The 18,113-nt window shown below is 41.4% G+C and carries 14 protein-coding genes; 4 read left to right on the forward strand and 10 right to left on the reverse strand.

Annotation, left to right across the window (positions count from 1 at the left end; genetic code table 11):
- Positions 1-22: 22 nt before the first annotated feature.
- The 8 genes from CKV81_RS11670 to CKV81_RS11705 all read right to left on the reverse strand — a co-directional run bounded on the left by CKV81_RS11670 (position 23) and on the right by CKV81_RS11705 (position 10,779).
- Positions 23-652, reverse strand: coding sequence for a DUF1684 domain-containing protein (locus tag CKV81_RS11670; RefSeq protein WP_095073445.1), 630 nt, complete (start codon positions 650-652; stop codon positions 23-25).
- A 1-nt stretch (position 653) separates the two neighbouring features.
- The gene (locus CKV81_RS11675; protein ID WP_095073447.1) at positions 654-1,043 is read right to left on the reverse strand and encodes a hypothetical protein; all 390 of its coding nucleotides are present in this window, start codon (positions 1,041-1,043) and stop codon (positions 654-656) included.
- 53 nt (positions 1,044-1,096) lie between these two features.
- Positions 1,097-2,602, reverse strand: coding sequence for a malate dehydrogenase (quinone) (gene mqo, locus CKV81_RS11680; protein WP_095073449.1), 1,506 nt, complete (start codon positions 2,600-2,602; stop codon positions 1,097-1,099).
- Positions 2,603-2,769: 167 nt separating this feature from the next.
- A complete protein-coding gene (locus tag CKV81_RS11685) occupies positions 2,770-3,234 on the reverse strand; it encodes a thioredoxin family protein (protein WP_309300014.1) in 465 nt (154 codons plus the stop codon).
- Positions 3,235-3,335: 101 nt separating this feature from the next.
- Positions 3,336-4,847 (reverse strand): peptide MFS transporter, encoded by a 1,512-nt coding sequence (locus CKV81_RS11690; protein WP_095073454.1) that lies wholly within the window; start codon positions 4,845-4,847, stop codon positions 3,336-3,338.
- 272 nt (positions 4,848-5,119) lie between these two features.
- Positions 5,120-6,625: a peptide MFS transporter gene (locus CKV81_RS11695; protein WP_095073456.1), complete on the reverse strand. Its 1,506-nt coding sequence runs from the start codon at positions 6,623-6,625 to the stop codon at positions 5,120-5,122.
- Between the two features lie 135 nt (positions 6,626-6,760).
- A complete protein-coding gene (locus CKV81_RS11700) occupies positions 6,761-8,425 on the reverse strand; it encodes a peptide MFS transporter (protein WP_095073458.1) in 1,665 nt (554 codons plus the stop codon).
- Between the two features lie 227 nt (positions 8,426-8,652).
- Entirely contained in the window at positions 8,653-10,779 is a 2,127-nt protein-coding gene (locus CKV81_RS11705; protein ID WP_095073461.1) for a S9 family peptidase, read from the reverse strand.
- Positions 10,780-10,903: 124 nt separating this feature from the next.
- Here CKV81_RS11705 and CKV81_RS11710 point away from each other — a divergent pair, with 124 nt between their 5' ends.
- On the forward strand, positions 10,904-11,101 hold the full coding sequence (locus CKV81_RS11710) for a DUF6496 domain-containing protein (protein WP_095073463.1): 198 nt from the start codon (positions 10,904-10,906) through the stop codon (positions 11,099-11,101).
- A 52-nt stretch (positions 11,102-11,153) separates the two neighbouring features.
- Here CKV81_RS11710 and glgP read toward each other — a convergent pair whose 3' ends face one another.
- Complete coding sequence (gene glgP, locus CKV81_RS11715; RefSeq protein ID WP_095073465.1) at positions 11,154-12,839, reverse strand: alpha-glucan family phosphorylase; 1,686 nt, start codon at positions 12,837-12,839, stop codon at positions 11,154-11,156.
- A gap of 306 nt (positions 12,840-13,145) precedes the next feature.
- On the opposite strand from glgP, the gene CKV81_RS11720 reads away from it, so the two are divergent.
- From CKV81_RS11720 to CKV81_RS11730, 3 genes are all read left to right on the forward strand, one after another.
- On the forward strand, positions 13,146-13,943 hold the full coding sequence (locus CKV81_RS11720; protein ID WP_095073467.1) for a hypothetical protein: 798 nt from the start codon (positions 13,146-13,148) through the stop codon (positions 13,941-13,943).
- A gap of 295 nt (positions 13,944-14,238) precedes the next feature.
- Complete coding sequence (gene mtaB / locus CKV81_RS11725) at positions 14,239-15,588, forward strand: tRNA (N(6)-L-threonylcarbamoyladenosine(37)-C(2))-methylthiotransferase MtaB (RefSeq protein ID WP_095073469.1); 1,350 nt, start codon at positions 14,239-14,241, stop codon at positions 15,586-15,588.
- A 241-nt stretch (positions 15,589-15,829) separates the two neighbouring features.
- A complete protein-coding gene (locus CKV81_RS11730) occupies positions 15,830-17,341 on the forward strand; it encodes an FMN-binding glutamate synthase family protein (protein ID WP_095073470.1) in 1,512 nt (503 codons plus the stop codon).
- A gap of 34 nt (positions 17,342-17,375) precedes the next feature.
- Here the strand turns inward: CKV81_RS11730 and CKV81_RS11735 are convergent, their stop codons facing one another.
- Positions 17,376-18,095: a hypothetical protein gene (locus CKV81_RS11735; protein ID WP_095073471.1), complete on the reverse strand. Its 720-nt coding sequence runs from the start codon at positions 18,093-18,095 to the stop codon at positions 17,376-17,378.
- Positions 18,096-18,113: the final 18 nt, after the last annotated feature.

Consider the following 18,113-nt stretch of genomic DNA (forward strand, 5'->3'; position numbering starts at 1 on the left):
AAAAACTTTGACCTGTAAGATATTAATGCTCAAAATAAACATCCTCATACATCACGCCGGCTTTAATCTCTACCGGGAGGTTGTTTTCTGCAGGCACGATCGGGCAGCTGTAATCGTAAGCGTTATAAGCGCAGTAGGGATGGTAGGATTTGTTGAAATCTATCATCATCCGGTCTGATGTCGGTATTTCCAGATCAAGGTATTTTCCACCGCCGTAGGTTTGCTTGCCGGCAGTTAAATCTTTAAATGGAAGAAACAAACGCTTTTCATAGCCTTTCATCTTCCCGGCGTTTTCAATTTGAAATAACGTGAGAACCAAATTTTTACCGTCCAGTTTGAAATACACTTTTCCGTATTCGCGGTAGCGTTTTGTTCTGCCGGAGGAGGTCGGAAAATCGAAGTATTCAGAATTTTCTGATTTTACCAGCCTGGCGTCCACACGATATTTTGAATCGATTGGGAAAAAAGGATGTTGTCTGAAGTTTTTGAAATTGTCCCCGCGAAGCGGTGTCGTTTTTTCGTTGGTATAGCCTTCGTTGAGCTCGGTCTGGAATTTTTCAATTTCAGTCTTATAATCTGCTGGGTTTACTTTATTTCCGCAGGAAATTAGAAATCCTGAAATTAACAGTGTATAGAGTAATTTTATTCTCATATCAACTAATTTTTATCCGGTAAACATCACTTTCGTTTCGCCTGATGTTTTGCACAAAGAAACCACCTTCTTCAGGAATCACTTCCATAAAATCAAACCGTTTGCATTCTTTTGGAAGTCCCGAAAACACCAGCGTAAACCAAAAATCTTTCATCGGTGGCACTTCGGTCCAGTACGGGAAAACTGCAATGTTTTCAGCATGGATTAAATGGCTTCTGTGCCCAATCGTATCATCAATCAGGAAAGTACTTTGCCAAATCCTGATCAGATTTCCAAATGCCGCCGACCCGGGAAAACAACAATGCACGATCACTTGCTTTTCTTCCAGAGTTCTCGTTTGCAGCGATTGCAGAAGTTCTTCTGCAATTTTTGGTTTATCGGTGGTTGGCACGCTGAATCTTTTTGATTAAACAATAGTGCAGCCCGTCTATGTTTGATGGACAATTAGTAATGTAACTGAAGTTTTTCTTTGGTGAAATTTCTTATGTCCCGCGTTAATTGGGGATGTTCTGAAAGTTTTTTTCCATAAGTTGGAATCATTTCCACGATTTTTGATGCCCATTCACCCTTTACCTTTTCAGGAAAACACTTTTCTAAAACCGTCAGCATTGCAGATACCGAGGTTGATGCGCCCGGCGACGCGCCCAAAAGAGAAGCAATCGTTCCTTTTTTATTCACCACGACCTCGGTACCGAATTCCAGTTTGCCGCCTTCTGCTTCATCTTTTTTGATGATTTGTACCCGCTGTCCGGCGATTTTCAGTTCCCAGTCCTCGTCTTTTGCATCTTTTACAAATTCACGCAGGTGGTTCATTTTCTGCATTTTGGTCATGGCAACCTGCTGAATTAGATAAGTTGTTAACGGCAAATTGTGCCACCACGCACCAAACAGGGAACGGATATTTTTAAAATTTACGCTTTCAGGTAAGTCAAGGTAACTTCCTTCTTTTAAAAATTTGGTTGAGAAACCTGCGAACGGACCAAACAGCAGCGCTTCTTTGCCGTCGATAATACGCAGATCGAGGTGCGGAACCGACATTGGCGGCGCATCCACAGATGCCAGCGTATAAACTTTCGCCTTATGCTGCCTGATCAATTCCTCGTTGTGCGACACCAACCACTCGCCTGAAACCGGAAATCCTCCGTAACCTTCACTTTCTGCAATATCTGAACTGTCCAGAAGCGGCAGCGCATAACCGCCGGCGCCGATGAACACAAAATCAGCGGCAACGTCCTGCTTGTGCGAGTGCAGACGGTCTTTGATCTTCAGTTCCCAGCTTCCGTCATCTTTCGGGTCAATATCTTTCACTTCGTGATAAAGAAAAATTTCAACATTCGAAGCATTAAGCAAATGAAATCCCAATTTACGGGTTAATGTTCCAAAATTTACATCGGTTCCTAAATCCATCTTTGTAGCGGCAAGGATTTCGGAGCTGTTTCTGCCCTTCATGATCAACGGAATCCACTCCCGGAGTTTGTCGTGATCCCTGGTAAACTGCATTTCGGAAAAAAGATGCGATTGAGTCATTTTTTTGTGACGTTTCTCCAAAAAACTGGCGTCATTCTCACCAAATACGAGGCTCATGTGCGCACAGGACGTGATGAACTGCTGCGGCTGGTCTATTAATTTTTTATCTACCAAATAGGCCCAAAACTGTTTTGAAATCTCAAACTGTTCCACGATTTTTTCAGCCTTTGAAATGTCGATGGTTCCGTCTTTCATTTCCGGCGTATAGTTCAGTTCGCAAAATGCAGAATGTCCGGTGCCTGCATTATTCCAGGCGGCGGAGCTTTCCTTGGCAAATCTTCCAAGTCTTTCAAAAATTGCAATTTCCAGTTCTGGTTCCAGTTCATGTAACAGTGTTGCAAGCGTAACACTCATGATGCCGCCACCGATAAGTACGATGTCGTATTTTGGTTTTGGCTTTCTGTTGGTGATTATTTCGGGCATAAATTTTTAGCTGAGAACACGAATTTCGTAATTTTTTTTTGAAATCAAATTACTGCAATAAGAATTTTGAAATATAAATTGAACAATATATAGCGATTTTAAACTCCTGAATCCTTTGACCGAAAATTCACAGTAAAAAAGCTCTCCAAATTAGGAAAGCTTCAGTATTATTTGATACTTGATTTGAATTTTTTCTGATAATTTTCCCATTTTTCACGGGTTTGAATTTTTTTGTATTCATCATTGGCGAAAAAGGGGAGATAGGGTTCCAGTTCCTTGGCGGTCAAAGCGCCCTGTAAAATGGTTATCGGCATACTTTGTTCATCCAGAAAAATGATGCTGGGCACCGCGTTCACATTCATGTATTTTGTAAATCCATGCATTGAATTTCGGCCTTTTTGCCCTGGCGAATTTTCGTTCGTGAAGGTCTTACCATAAATTTGAATGCTTTCTTTCTCCTCAGCATTAAATTTTACTGCGTAATAGTTTTCGTTCAAATATTCCGCAATAACCGGATTATTATAGGTGTATTTGTCCATGATTTTACAGGGCCCACACCAGTCTGCATAGAAATCTATGAAAATTTTTTTTGGCTGGGTGTGCTGTGCCTTCAAAGCATCTTCAATGCTCATCCACTTAACTTGTGAAAAAGCAAAGAAGGAAGCGAACACGAATAACAGCCCTGAAATTTTTCTCATAGATCTTTGATGATAAAACGGGTTTAAGGTTAAATTTACCTTACCTCCTGCATCAGTTTTTTCACAAAGGGAGAAATGATAATAAGCAAAACCCCCGCAATTAAAGCATATAAACCGAGTTGTTTGTAGCCGTCGGTATAGGCGATCAGTGCATCCATATTCGATGAGCCTTCCTTGGCAGTCGCCATACCTGCACCGATAATTCCCGCCACGTACTGTCCGTACGCTGACGCGAGAAACCAGAGTCCCATCATCATTCCCTGAAGTTTTTCGGTGGAAAGTTTGGTCATAATCGATAAACCAATAGGAGAGAGGCAGAGCTCTCCAAAGGTAATGACCAATAGTGCAATTGTAAATATGTTTAACGAGGTAATACCCTGTAAATCAGCAAAAAATCTAGTGGCAAATAACACATAATACCCCAATCCAAGGAAGATAAATCCAAGGCCGAATTTAATTATGGTATTCGGCTCCAGCTTTCTTTTGCTCAGCCAAATCCATAAAAGTCCGAAGAGCGGAGCGAGGAAAATGATGAAAAATGCGCCGCCGGAATTGTTCACGCCGTTAGGATCAAGCCCGAGTAAATCTTTGTTGAGGTTTTTGGCAGCGAAAATGCTTAGTGAACCGCCCGACTGTTCATAAATTCCCCAAAATAATATTGAAAATAAAATGAAAATCAACGCTGCCCAAAGTTTCTTCCGCTCCGGAGAGGTTACTTTCGACATTTCATAGAAAAGGTAAATCAGCGTTAATGGCCCCACCGTCCACATAAAATAATCGGTGTATTGCGGCACAGAAACCATCACCATGATTAACGGAACAAAGATTAGTGACAACACATAAACGCCATATTCTTTCCATTTTTCGAGGGCGACTTTTGTTCCGTCTGCCAGTATTTTTTGCGGCGCAAGTCCAATTGGTCCCATTCTTCTTTGGGTGAATACAAAATTGATGAGCGATATTACCATCACGATTGCGGCCAAACCAAAAGCAACATTCCATCTTTTATCTTCCGGAATGATGGATGAAAGCATTTCGCCTTTCCCAATGGCGATGCATAAGTAGCCACCGAGAAGTGCGCCCAAATTAATTCCTGCGTAGAAAAGCGAGAAGCCGGCATCTCTTCTGGTATCATCAGATTTATAGAGTTTCCCGACCATCGTGGAAATGTTGGGTTTAAAAAATCCGGTTCCTACAACGGTAAAAGCGATGCCTAAAAAGAAAAACTGATGCGGTTCAAATGCCAGAATTAAACTTCCGACGATCATCAATAATCCGCCCCAAAACAAAGACTTTCTAAAACCCAAAATTTTATCAGCGAAAAGTCCGCCCACAAAAGTAAATGCATAAACGAAAGCCTGTGTGGCGCCATACTGCAAATTTGCTTGTTGGTCTCCAAATTTCAGTTCAGAAATCATGAAGAAAACGAGCATTCCGCGCATCCCGTAGAAGCAAAACCTTTCCCACATTTCAGAAAAAAAGAGAGACCATATTTGACGTGGATATTTTCCTTTAAAATCCTGGATTTGTTCGAGGGTGAGGTTCATAATTTATAGAGAATTAATGTTTGAATTTCATTTATAGATTAGGTATTCTGCACAATTTTTTCCTTGTATTTCGTCTTCCACAATTAACTTTTCAATTGGCAATACGAAGGCAACAAAGCAGAACTGGCTGCTCGAAAAACTTTTTCGCGGGCCTGCACGTTAATATCTTGTTTAGACTTGAAAAGTGAATTTCCCAAAGAATTCATTGTACTAAAATAGAAAAAACCACCGAATAATCAGTGGTTTTTATGATTAATTAAAATTTTCAGCAGTTAGTTGATTCCGTGCATTCTTTTTTCCAACCAACGGCTCAAAACGAATAGAATTGCAGCTGCAACACCACACATTACGATGAATACCATAAAGAAATCGAAAAGATTTGCAATCTGAAAACCTAAAAATGAAGTGGTTTTAGCAGCTTCACCATTTTCTCCACCACCAGGAATCAATGCAGAAAGAGTACCTGCAAATTTGTTCGCAGCGGCATTTGCCAGGAACCAGGTTCCCATTAATAAAGAGGAGAATCTGATGGGTGAAAGCTTAGAAACCATTGATAAACCTATAGGTGACAAGCAAAGTTCTCCCATCGTGTGAATTACGTAAAGTGCGATTAACCAAAACATTGAAACTTTGTCAGCAATTCCTAATCCGTAAACAGCAAATGCAATTACAACGTATCCTAATGAAACCAAAGCCAGACCAATGGCCATTTTCTTAGGCGAAGAAGGTTCTTTTCCTCTGTTTCCTAAGTTGAGCCACAATGAGGAGAATAAAGGCGCCAAAAGAATAATTGCCAAAGGATTCACCGATTGGAAATAACTTGCAGGCATTTCCCAACCGAAAAGGTTTCTATCCGTTTGTCGGTCTGCAAAAATGGTCAATGAAGCTCCTGCCTGTTCAAATGCGCCCCAAAAGAAGATCACGAAGAAAGCAAGGATAAAAATCACCATGATCCGGTCGCGTTCGTCTTTTGTTAAAGATTTGTCGGTTAAAATAATTAAGGGCATCACAATCATCGCTCCATAAATCAAATAACCAATAATATCCAAATCACTGTTGAACATTGTTTTAAAGTTCATAAAGAAAAAGATCACTGCAATCGCTGCCAAAACGACACCAATTTGAGTAATTCCAAAAGGTTTCGTCGGCATACCGATTGGTTTGTTGTCTTGATCCACGAGCAATTTATTTTTCTGTGCGATAAAGGTAATCAAACCAATAACCATCCCGATTCCCGCAGCTAAAAAGCCCCATTTAAAATCAACTTTTTCTGCTAAAGTTCCGCAAACAAGCGGTGAAAAGAATGCTCCCAGGTTGATTCCCATATAGAAAATCGTGAAGGCGGCGTCAACCCTTCGGTCTCCCTTTGGATATAACTGACCTACCATGGTAGAAATATTCGGTTTAAAGAAACCGTTTCCGATGATGAGCGAGGTAAGACCGATCCACATCAGCGTAATAGCCATTGCCCCTGAACTTGCAGCGCTGAAAAACATCAAAAATTGTCCAATCGCCATTAAAACACCTCCAATTTCAATACTTCTTCGGTTCCCCAGAAAACGGTCGGAAAGATAACCTCCCAAAAGTGGAGTAAGGTAAACCAAACCTGTGTAACTTCCATAAATTTCAGATGCTTTCGCATCGTCAAAAGCAAGCATTTTCACCATGTATAAAACGAAAATTGCCCGCATTCCGTAGTAGGAAAAACGTTCCCACATTTCTGTCATAAACAGAAGATAGAGTCCTTTCGGGTGCCCTTTTTGCACTGCTGTATCCATATTTTTTTATTGTTAAATTTTGTTAAGACCAACAAATATAGGTTTTTTTCGCAATTGAAGTACGATTATTTTAGGTTTTGAAAACAAAAAGTGCCGAATTTCTCCGACACTTTTATATATTTTATTGAGAAGCAATTAATTTACTCCTTTTTCCTTCATGATTTTGTTTAACCTTTTAAGAATCGATAATCCCAGTAGTGTTGCCAACAAAAGCAATCCGAAATTAACGATAAAGAAGTTGGCCTTATTTTCATAGTCGTACCAGAAACTCGCCAAAACTCCTGAAAGCTTATTACCAATTGAAGTTGATAAGAAAAATCCACCCATCATCAATGCTGTAATTCTAGGCGGAGAAAGTTTAGAGACCAACGAAAGGCCCATCGGTGAAAGACATAATTCTCCCACAGTAATCACTCCGTACGCTGCCACCAACCACAACGCCGATACTTTTACGGCACCATTATTCCCTGCATAAACTGCTCCCACCATAACCAAACAGGAAAGCGCAGAAATAAACAGCCCCAACACAATTTTGCTCGGTGTAGTGGGTTCCTTGCCTTTTCTTCGAAGCATCATGAAAAATCCCACCACAACTGGTGTTAAAACAATTACCCAAAACGGATTCACCGATTGAAATAATTCAGTGTTGTACAGATAAACTTTATCCGTCGGGTTGGCTTCCAGCACAGCTTTTTTCTCAGGCGAAACATTCCGGAAGTAGATGTCTTTCCCTTGTTCTTTAATTGGTTTCCCGGCCTCATCTTTCTGCGCTTGATACTGATCATCAAAAACCCCCACTTCCTTGGTTTGATAATCTTTCGCGTCTACCAGATAAATGGCTTCCAAAGGTTTTTCCAGAGCTGCAGGAACACTTCGGTCCGTGTAATAATTTGCCCATCGTGTCAAAGCTGTTCCGTTTTGTTTGAAAACCGCCCAAAACATTAAGCTCACCGCAAAAATGGCCAACAAAGCTCCGATTGGCTTTTTATCTTCTGCGTTTGCTTTTACCCAAAGCATGACGTAGAAATAAATCACCGGTAAACAGGCAAAAATAAAGGCGTCGGTGGAGTCGCTTCCGAAAATATTTCCAGGAATGATCCAGCCGATGATCCCTGCAATGATTGCGGGCAGAAACACTTTCACCAGAACGTCAGAAATCTTGGTGTCACCTTCCTGAACGGGTTTTTTAACATTGGCTTTCATGATGTGTTTTCTTCCTAATGAAAAGATAATCAGGCCGATGAACATTCCCACTCCGGCCGTAATAAATGCTTCACCCCAACCGAATTTATTCCGCATAAAAGCGGCGATAATATTACAGGCGAAAGCACCAATGTTGATTCCCATGTAGAAAATATTGTAACCCGCATCTTTGTTTATCCGGTACGGCTCTTCTTCGTAAAGATTTCCTAAAAGGGTAGAAATGCTTGGTTTAAAGAAACCGTTTCCCAGAATAATTAATGCCATGGAAACATAAAACATGGAAACTTCCTTGAAAACACCCAATCCGACATAACCGAGTCCCATTAAAGCACCACCAATATAGATTGCTTTCACGTAGCCAAGAACTCTGTCTGCCAAAAAACCGCCCAAAAAAGGAGTGAGATAGGTGAGTGCGATAAAAGTTCCGAAAATGTCGTCTGCATTTTTATCGTTGAAAGCCAATCCACCCGTTTCTTTCGGGTCGATCATGTACAGCACGAAAATTCCTAAAATAAGGTAGTACCCGAAGCGTTCCCACATTTCCGTGAAAAACAGGTAGGGAAGCCCTTTCGGATGTTTAGATGTTGATTTCTCCATAAAAATTCAATTTTTTCAAAAATAGCTTATTTAATTTAAACACAAAATTATTTTAAAATTTGGTTAACAGGTTTTAAAAAACGAAAGAAAATGCCGCAAAATCATATGATGTCTGAGAATCGTCAAAACGCAAACCTCGCTGCATCAGGAGTTCGAGAAAAACACAAAAAAAGCCGTTGTCACGAATCGTGAGACGGCTTTTATTTTATTGCTTGTGGGTTCCTGTTTTATAAATTTTTCAGCAGGAAGTCCGTCATCATCTGATAAAGCTGTGGCCTTGTGTTTCCGCCAAAGATGCCGTGGTTTTTATCAGGATAGGTCATGAATTCAAACTGTTTTTTGTTTTGAATCAGCGCTTCTGCGAATTCAACGGCGTTTTGGTAATGCACGTTGTCATCAGCTGTTCCGTGCACGAGCAGAAACTTGCCTTTCATTAGTTTGGCATGCGTGGTTGGGGAATTGTCATCGTAACCGGAAGGATTTTCCTGCGGGGTTCTCATAAACCTTTCGGTGTAAACGGTGTCATAATACCTCCAGTTGGTTACCGGTGCTACGGCAATGCCTGCTTTAAATACATCTGCTCCTTTGGTAAGCGCCAAACTCGCCATGTAACCGCCAAAACTCCAGCCGAAAATTCCGATTCTGTCCTTGTCGATATACGACTGTTTTCCGAACCATTTTGCAGCAGCAATTTGGTCTTCTATTTCGTATTTACCAAGCTGCATATACGTTGATTTCTTGAATTTTGTCCCTTTACCACCGGTCCCTCTGCCATCTACGCACGCAACGATATAACCCTGCTGAACCAAATGGTTGAACCATAAACCGTTGCCGCCATCCCAGGAATTGGTTACCTGCTGAGATCCGGGACCGGAATACTGGAACATAAACAATGGATATTTTTTATTAGGGTCAAAGTTTTTTGGTTTCATAATCCAGGCATTCATCTGGTCGCCAACCTCGTTCGGAACGGTGATGTATTCTTTAGCAACCCAATTGTCGGCCTTCAGTTTTTCGAGCATTTCATTGTTGTTCTGAAGTTCCTTCACCGCTTTTCCCGAATTGTCTTTCAAAACATAAGTATGCGGGCGCTGGGCTGTAGATGAAGTCTCGATGAAGTAGTTATAGTTGCCACTGAAGTTTGCAGAATTGTTGCCATCTTTGCCGGAAATGATAGAGGTGTTCCCGTTGGCGATATTCACTTTAGAAACGACCTTATTGATACTTCCTGTTTGATTGGTCTGGATATAAACTTCCTTGGTTTTTGGGTTATAACCGTAGTAGTCAGTCACTTCCCAGTTTCCTTTGGTAATTTGCTTTTTCAGTTTTCCGTTTTCGTCGTAGAGGTAGAGATGTCGGTTTCCGTCACGCTCACTACCCCAGATGAACGAATTGTCATCCAAAAATTCCATCGTTACATTATCGGTTTCCACCCATTTTTCATCGGTTTCGGTGAAGAGTTTCTTTACTGCGCCCGTTTTCGTATTCACTTTCAAAACATCAGAAGCATTTTGAGTTCTTTCCGATGTGATCAGAATAATTTCATCAGCCTTAGCCGTTTGTATGACATTGGGAATATAGTAATTCTTGAAATTTTTCAGGTTGATTTCAGTAGTGCTGCCGCTGTCCAGTCTGTATAAATGTGCTGAAACGACTGAGTTTTTTTCACCAGCTTTCGGGTATTTAAAACGCATTTCAGAAGGGTAGAGCTGTTTGTTGTAAATCGGAATATACATTTCCGGAACTTCGCTTTCATTGGACTTTACAAAAACAAGAGCGTCAGAATTTTTTGTCCATTCGTACAGTCGGGCGTGGCCGAATTCTTCTTCATAAACCCAGTCTGCAAGCCCGTTCAGTATTTGGTTTTTCTTTCCGTCTGTCGTTATTTGAGTGATTTTTCCTGAATTCAAATCCTGCCAGAAAAGGTTATTGTCTGCAATAAAAGCCACTTTGGAAGCATCCGGAGAAAATCTTGGCTCCTGAGCGAAGTTTCCATTATTTAAACTGATTGTTTTGCTGGTTTTAAGATCCTTTACATCATATTTTCCAAGAAAGGAATGCCTGTAAATCTGCTTGCTTTCCTTTTGAAGCAGGATTTTGCTTTCATCATTTGAAAATTGGTAGCTCTCGAAATTTCCGTCAACAATATTTCCCTCTTTTTGTGTGGTTTTATACGAATATTTTGCTATGCCACCACGCTCGATAATCGCATAATTTTCACCGTTTTTAAGGGATGCAATTCCTGCGATGCCTTTTCCACGGTAGTAACCGGAATATATTTTGTCCAGAGTAATGGTCTGGGCAGATGAGGCTACGGAAACTACGATGGATAGGGATAAAAGTACCTTTTTCATAATTTTTTATTAGATGTAAGATTCAAAGATATAAAATTTCAGAAAATATTTGCGACATCCCATGGTTTTTGGATTTTTGGCTGAATTATAGCTGCTGAACCTTAAATCATAAAAATTAAATATTATGGCAACCCGAAAATATTCAGAAAAAGCGCAGGATAAGATCGGCGATGTAATGAAAGAATTTAAGGAAGGTAAACTGAAAAGCAGTTCCGGAGAGAAGGTAACCAACAGGAAACAGGCAATAGCCATCGGCATTTCGGAAGCCGGGCAAAAAGGACTGAAAGTTCCGAAGAAACCGGGTGCTAAATCCAGGAAATAAAAATTCCGGCGGAGCCAAAGGCTCCGCCGGAATAGTTTCTATCAACAAAATCTTAAGAATTTACCGGTGCTAAAATTTCAGCATTGTAAATCTGTTTGTAATATTCATCCGCCATCCTGTCGCTGTTGAAGTTGTCTTTCACATCGTCCATTGCAGCCTGCTGGATTTTTCTCCATTGATCCGGATTGTCGTAGTATGTTGGGATAATTTCGTCTTCAAGGATTTGGTAAAGTTTTTCCAAATCATAATTATCCTGCTCGTAAACGCTCATCTTTGCATAATCACCTTTTGGAACCACGAAAGAGTTTACGCCGTGTTTTGCAAATTCAGGAATCCATCCGTCGTCGGTAGAAAGGTTTACGGAACCGTTCATCGCAGCCGTCATTCCCGATGTTCCCGAAGCTTCTCTCGGAACTCTCGGATTATTCAGCCACAGGTCAGAACCTTGCTTCATTAATTTACTTAGAGCCAGCTCATAACCGGTTAGAACTGCCATGTTTTTGTAATATTTGCTTTCTTCAACCAGGCTGTTGAAAGTGGAAATCGCTGTGTAGTCCATTGGGTAAGGTTTTCCTGCCCAGATGATCTGTACCGGATATTTTGGATTGTTCAGTAATTTCTCGAATCTTACCTTATCGTGAAGCAGTAAATCAGCTCTCTTGTAACCTGCGAACCGTCTCGCCCAAACGATGGTGAAAACATTTGGATCGAATAATTTCCCGCACTGGTCAGCAACAGTTTTGAAAAGTCTTTTCTTGATATGCTTTTTTCTGAAATCGAATAAAGTATCGTCGTTTTCATCTTTGGCATCATAAAGCGGCTTGTCTGCCCAATATTTGAATTCCTGAGCGTTGGTGATGGATCTGATCTCGCAGATTCCTTCATATTTGCCCCACATTTCTCTGGAAACCACACCGTGAAGCTGGGACACACCATTTGAAATTCTCGCCATCCTCAAAGCACACAGCGAGTGGTTGAACATATTGTTGTCGCCGCCGCCTTCTATAGCTTTCACTTCATCTTTCTCAAAACCTGAGAAATAAGACATGTCGTAGCACATATCGAAGTTGTGCTTCTCATTACCTGCTTCTTCAGGCGTGTGCGTCGTGAACACAAGTTTTTCTTTTACTTTTGAAAGGTCGCCGCCGAATTTTCTTAAAAGGTAAAACGCTGCCGGCAAACCGTGCGCCTCATTCAGATGGTAAACTTCCCTGTTGAAATTCATCATGTCGAGCATTTTGGCACCACCTTTTCCCAGAAGGATGTACTGAGCGATTTTTGTGGACTCGTTGGCATCGTATAATCTGTGGGAGATCGTTTTAGAAATATGGTCGTTTTCAGGGACGTCTGTCGAAAGGAAGAACATCGGCGCAGTGTGGAAGATTTCTGGATCCAAATACCAAACTTTCACCCAAACCGGTGCGTCGTGAATGTCGATCTGGAACTTGATGCCCGTATCCTGCAGAAAGCTGTACATCTTCTTGGTCCACGTCGGCTGCAGGGTTTGGTCGTGGTTTCTGGCCTGGTCATAGTAACCGAATTTCCACAGGATGCCGATACCTATCAAGTCCTGTTTTAGGTTATAGGCGCTTCTCATATGCGATCCTGCAAGGAAACCTAAACCTCCTGAATATATTTTCAGGGCCTGGTCGATGGCAAATTCCATCGAGAAATAGGCTACTTTTTTCGAGTAATCCGGGTTGATGCTGTACGGCATCTGGAAGTTTTTAAAATCCATGTTATTGTTTTAATATTTGACTCAGCAAATTTATTGATTTTTAATTTCTTTTTAAAACTAATTTATATCATTAACCGTCTGCTTTTGGAGTAAAATTATCAGTGATCATGCTTTTTTGCTTAAAAAATTATTTTGAATGTTAAATGAACTTTAAATTTGACTGAAACAGTGCTTTGTAATCTTTTTTTAATTAATTTAGGAGCATAAAATTTTGATTTTCAGTCACAAATAACTTCTTGTTTTCAGGAAATGAAGCGGAATTAGGCGGCGGAGAAACTGAATTGAAGTCACTAAAAACTTGTTGCTATGAAAAGAGTTTTTTCTGATGAAGATTTGGTGAAAAACCTAAACCTCTACTACCTCAACCGACATCTCAAAAAGAAGCCGATAGAGCGGTACCACCGCGAGATCGACAGCTCCCAGCTCCACGACCGCGAGAAATACAAGAAAAAATCTGAAATCCTGCTCCTCAATTCCTTCCTTCATCATTTTCCGGAAGTTACTTTTGAAAACCTCACCTGCGAAAGCCCGGATTTCATCGCTAAAATTGACGGCAAAAAAATCGGTATTGAACTTACAGAAGTCATCAACAATCTCGAAATCAAAAAGATTGAGTGCCAGATGAATAAGATTTTCCGCCAGGCAGAACTGCTGCTCGAAGAAGAAGACACCCCGAAACACCGTGGTGTCTATTTTTTAGAATTCATTCCGCTCACCATGCAGATGATTACAGACAAACAGGAAGAAATCACCCAAAACATCATAAAATGCATCACACGCAAAAAAGCATCAGGCTTCGTGAAAAAAATCCGCAAGTCACACCACCGCAGAAATGTCTTTATTACACACGATTACAATTTGAGTCTGTTCGACGGGCTTTCTTCTGAGAAAATCATCGATCTCATTCACAAAAAAAATCAGAAATACCCATTCTACGACAGCAGTGTCGATGAGTGCTGGCTCGTGATCGTCTCGGATATGAATTCTTTGGCTTCGCGGTTTTCTTTCATTCAGAACAAGGAAGACCTGCATAAGATCAAATCACCTTTTCACAAAATCTTCCACCTGGAAAACCTCTGCGGAAATCTCGTTCACATAAAATAGCATTTCGTAATTTGGTTTTTAATTTATGAAAATGAAAGATTTATTCATTAAAAGATTTCTTTAGAATCGACAAAAATTTTACAAGTTTTACTCTAAGTTTCAATTTCGCCAGAAGAATTTGTGCTGAAGCAGCAACTTAGAGGTTTGTATATCAATTATTTGGAGACTCAATCCTTTAAGATTAATCCCCATTTATTGTTATAGAGTTGGAATGAAAAAAGGGATTCGATATCCGCATAATTTTTTTTGAATCACCCTTCCCAAATTTTTTCCCTAAATTTGCACCCTTGAAAATATGGAACAGAACACAACAAAAACCGCTGCATATCACACACTTGGCTGCAAACTTAACTTTGCAGAGACTTCTACCATCGCCAGAAATTTAACCGGCGCAGGGTATGAGAAGGTGAGTTTTGATGAGAAAGCGGATGTGTACGTCATCAACACCTGTTCCGTCACCGATAATGCGGACAGAGAGTGCAAGCTCCACGTAAAACGCGCCATGAAGGCCAATCCGGACGGTTTGGTGGTGGTCGTCGGTTGCTATGCCCAACTGAAACCTGAAGAAATTTCCCAAATCGAAGGCGTGGATCTGGTTTTGGGTGCGAAAGAGAAATTCAATATTTTAAGTTACCTCGAAGATTTGAAAAAATCTGAAAATCAGGGAATTGTACACTCGTGCGAAATTGAGGAAACGGATTTTTTCATCGGCAGTTATTCCATCGGCGACAGAACCCGCGCGTTTCTGAAAGTTCAGGACGGCTGCGATTACAAATGCACCTACTGCACGATTCCTTTGGCACGCGGCATTTCCCGTTCGGACACGATTGAAAATGTGTTGAAAAACGCCCGCGAAATTTCAGAAAAAGGCATCAGGGAAATCGTTCTTACCGGTGTCAATATCGGGGATTACGGCAAAGGCGAATTCGGTAACAAAAAACATGAGCATACTTTCCTGGATTTAATCAGGGAACTCGACCAGGTGGATGGCATCGAGAGAATCCGCATTTCGTCCATCGAACCGAATCTTCTGAAAGACGAAAGCATCGAACTGGTTTCAAAATCGAAAAGTTTCGTGCCGCATTTCCATATTCCGCTGCAGTCGGGAAGTGATGATCTGCTCAAAAAAATGAAACGCCGCTACCTCACCAAACTGTACACCGACCGTGTGGCGAAAATCCGTGAAGTGATGCCGGATGCGGCAATCGGCGTCGATGTAATCGTGGGATTTCCGGGCGAAACGGAAGAACATTTTTTGGAAACCTACAACTTCCTGAACGAACTTCCGATCACGTATCTGCACGTTTTCACCTATTCTGAAAGAGAAAATACCGAAGCCGCCGGAATGGACGGTGTGGTGCCAATTCCCGAAAGAAAACGCCGCAACAAAATGTTGCGCATCCTTTCCGAGAAAAAGAAAATGGCTTTTTATCAGTCACAAATCGGTAAAACTTTGCCGGTACTTTGGGAGCATGAAAACAAAGAGGGTTATATGTACGGTTTTACCGAAAATTATGTGCGTGTGCGCAAACCTTTCGCTGCTGGTTCAGTCAACCAGATTGAACTGGTCACGCTGAAACACATAAAGCCCGACGGAACGTTTGATGCAGAGGTTTCTTTTGATGAGTTCCTGGCTAAAGTTTAGAATTTAAAACTCAATAAATTAAATCCGGACTGCTCCGGATTTTCTTTTTTTCATAAATAGATTTTTTCAATTGTCGTTATATTTTTTTATAAAATTTACGGGACTGCAATATTGAGTTAGGAAAACTCAATTTAAATTCTGTTTTGTGAATTTTTCATTAGATGTTTCAAATTTTTATTAGATTTTTATTAAATTACCGAGATTTTTTATTTGAGTATTTTTGAAAAATTTTTAAAACTTTATGAGAGATAAATTTCTGCGATGGGGAGTCGTGCTGCTCATTATCACATGGGCCATATCACTGCTGATCAGGGCGCATTACTGGATTCCCATACTGTTAACCGTAATTTACTTGGTTGGGGTTTACAATGCGAACCAAACCAAACATGCGATCTTAAGGAACTTCCCGGTTTTAGGGTATTTCCGCTATTTTTTTGAAAGCATTTCACCCGAGATGCAGCAGTATTTCATCGAAAGGGAAACCGATGGAAAGCCTTTCCCAAGAAATGAGCGTTCAGCCGCATACAGGCGTGCGAAAAACCTTAGCGACACCGTGGCCTTCGGTACCCAGCTGAACATCAACCACAGGAAATATGAAGGAATTAAGCATTCCATTTATGCAAAGTCACCGAAAGAAGAATTGCCAAGGGTGATGGTAGGGAACGAGCAGTGTTCGCAGCCTTACAGTGCGTCGCTTTTCAATATTTCAGCAATGAGTTTCGGTTCACTGAGCGACCGTGCACAGATTTCCCTAAACCGGGGCGCCAAAAAAGGAAACTTCTATCATAACACCGGCGAAGGTGGAATTTCACCTTACCACATGGAAGGTGGCGATCTGTGCTGGCAGATTGGTACGGGGTATTTCGGCTGCCGCGATGAGGAAGGCAAATTCTCGGCGGAACTTTTTGCAGAGAAATCCAAAATCCCAAACGTGAAAATGATCGAAATCAAACTTTCACAGGGAGCAAAACCTGGACACGGGGGTGTACTACCGGGATCAAAAAACACTCCGGAAATCGCTAAAATACGGCACGTAACACCGGGAATGACGATTATTTCGCCACCGTCGCATTCCGCATTTTCCAATGCGGCCGGTTTGTTGAAGTTCGTGCAGCAGCTGCGTGAGCTGTCCGGCGGAAAACCTGTCGGTTTCAAACTTTGCATTGGTGATACTAAAGAGTTTGAAGAAATCTGTGCCCAGATGAATGTCCTGAAAATCTATCCGGATTTTATCACGGTCGATGGTGCTGAAGGGGGCACCGGAGCAGCACCGCCAGAATTTTCTGATGGGGTGGGCATGCCTCTGGAACCTGCATTGATGTTCGTGAACAAAACTTTAAAAAGCTACAACGTAAGAAATAAGCTTAGAGTAATTGCCAGCGGCAAAGTGCTGACGTCTCTCGACATTTTGAGAGCGATTGCAATGGGCGCCGATATGTGTAACAATGCCCGTGGCTTCATGTTTTCGCTGGGCTGCATCCAGGCGTTGCGCTGCAACAACAATACCTGCCCGACAGGTGTGGCTACACAGGATAAAATGCTGATTAAAGGCCTTGATGTAACCGATAAAGCGGAAAGGGTATATCATTTCCATAAAAACACGCTTCATACCTGCAACGAACTGATTGCTGCTGCCGGCCGCGATTCCTACGATCAGGTAGATGCCAGCATGTTTATGCGTGGTGATGAATTTGACCAATTGGCAGACCTTTATTTCCCGGATATTTTGGGGAATGTGAAAAACAGAAATTAAAAAAAAGCGGGATTCAATTTGAATCCCGCTTTTTTTATCTTGGCGTTGTTCTGTAAATCTGGAAGTTGAAGACAAATGACCTGTTCCTGAAACTCATTCCGGAGTACGGATAGTGTTCGTCTCTCGCAAATGCTGCTCTCGATGGAACCAGGATCACGCCCTGAAGGTTATAGTTTGCTGAATTTGGCAAATTAAAACTTTTAAAATATTTCAGACCTTCCTGGAAGCCTTCGATCTCGTAATATGCCCTTGTCTTATTGCTGGCATCCATCACAGACTGCTTTACATAATAGTATGACGGGTCCACTTCTGGGTTTCCGGTGCCGTCAATCGTGTTGGCAAACGGAATCTCAGAAACATACTCGATGCCGTTGTTTTCCTGTGCTACGAACGAGTAGGATCTCTGCATGATGCTGATGATATCCGTTGCGCCGATGGCAGTTCCAGGATTTGGCTGCGCACCTTCGCGCACAATGACGATTACACCTGAAGGGAGTTTTTGAACATTAAGTTCAGAAAGTTTTTTATTGGCATCATCAGATGTATCTGTGCTGCTAAATCTTGTGATTTTTCCCGATGCATCCAGATAATGCTCATCCATATATTTCGCAATCGCTTTGTCATCATTGCTGTTTTGCACAGTTAGATCTTTCACTTCATCCTTAATGATAGATTCAGTGCTGTCAGTGTCTTCTTTGCGGCAAGATGTAACGGTCAACGCTGCGGCAGCGATATATATTAGGGCTTTTTTCATATTAATGATTATTTTTGA

The sequence above is a fragment of the Chryseobacterium taklimakanense genome (genome assembly GCF_900187185.1).
GTDB classification, from domain to species: Bacteria; Bacteroidota; Bacteroidia; order Flavobacteriales; family Weeksellaceae; genus Planobacterium; species Planobacterium taklimakanense.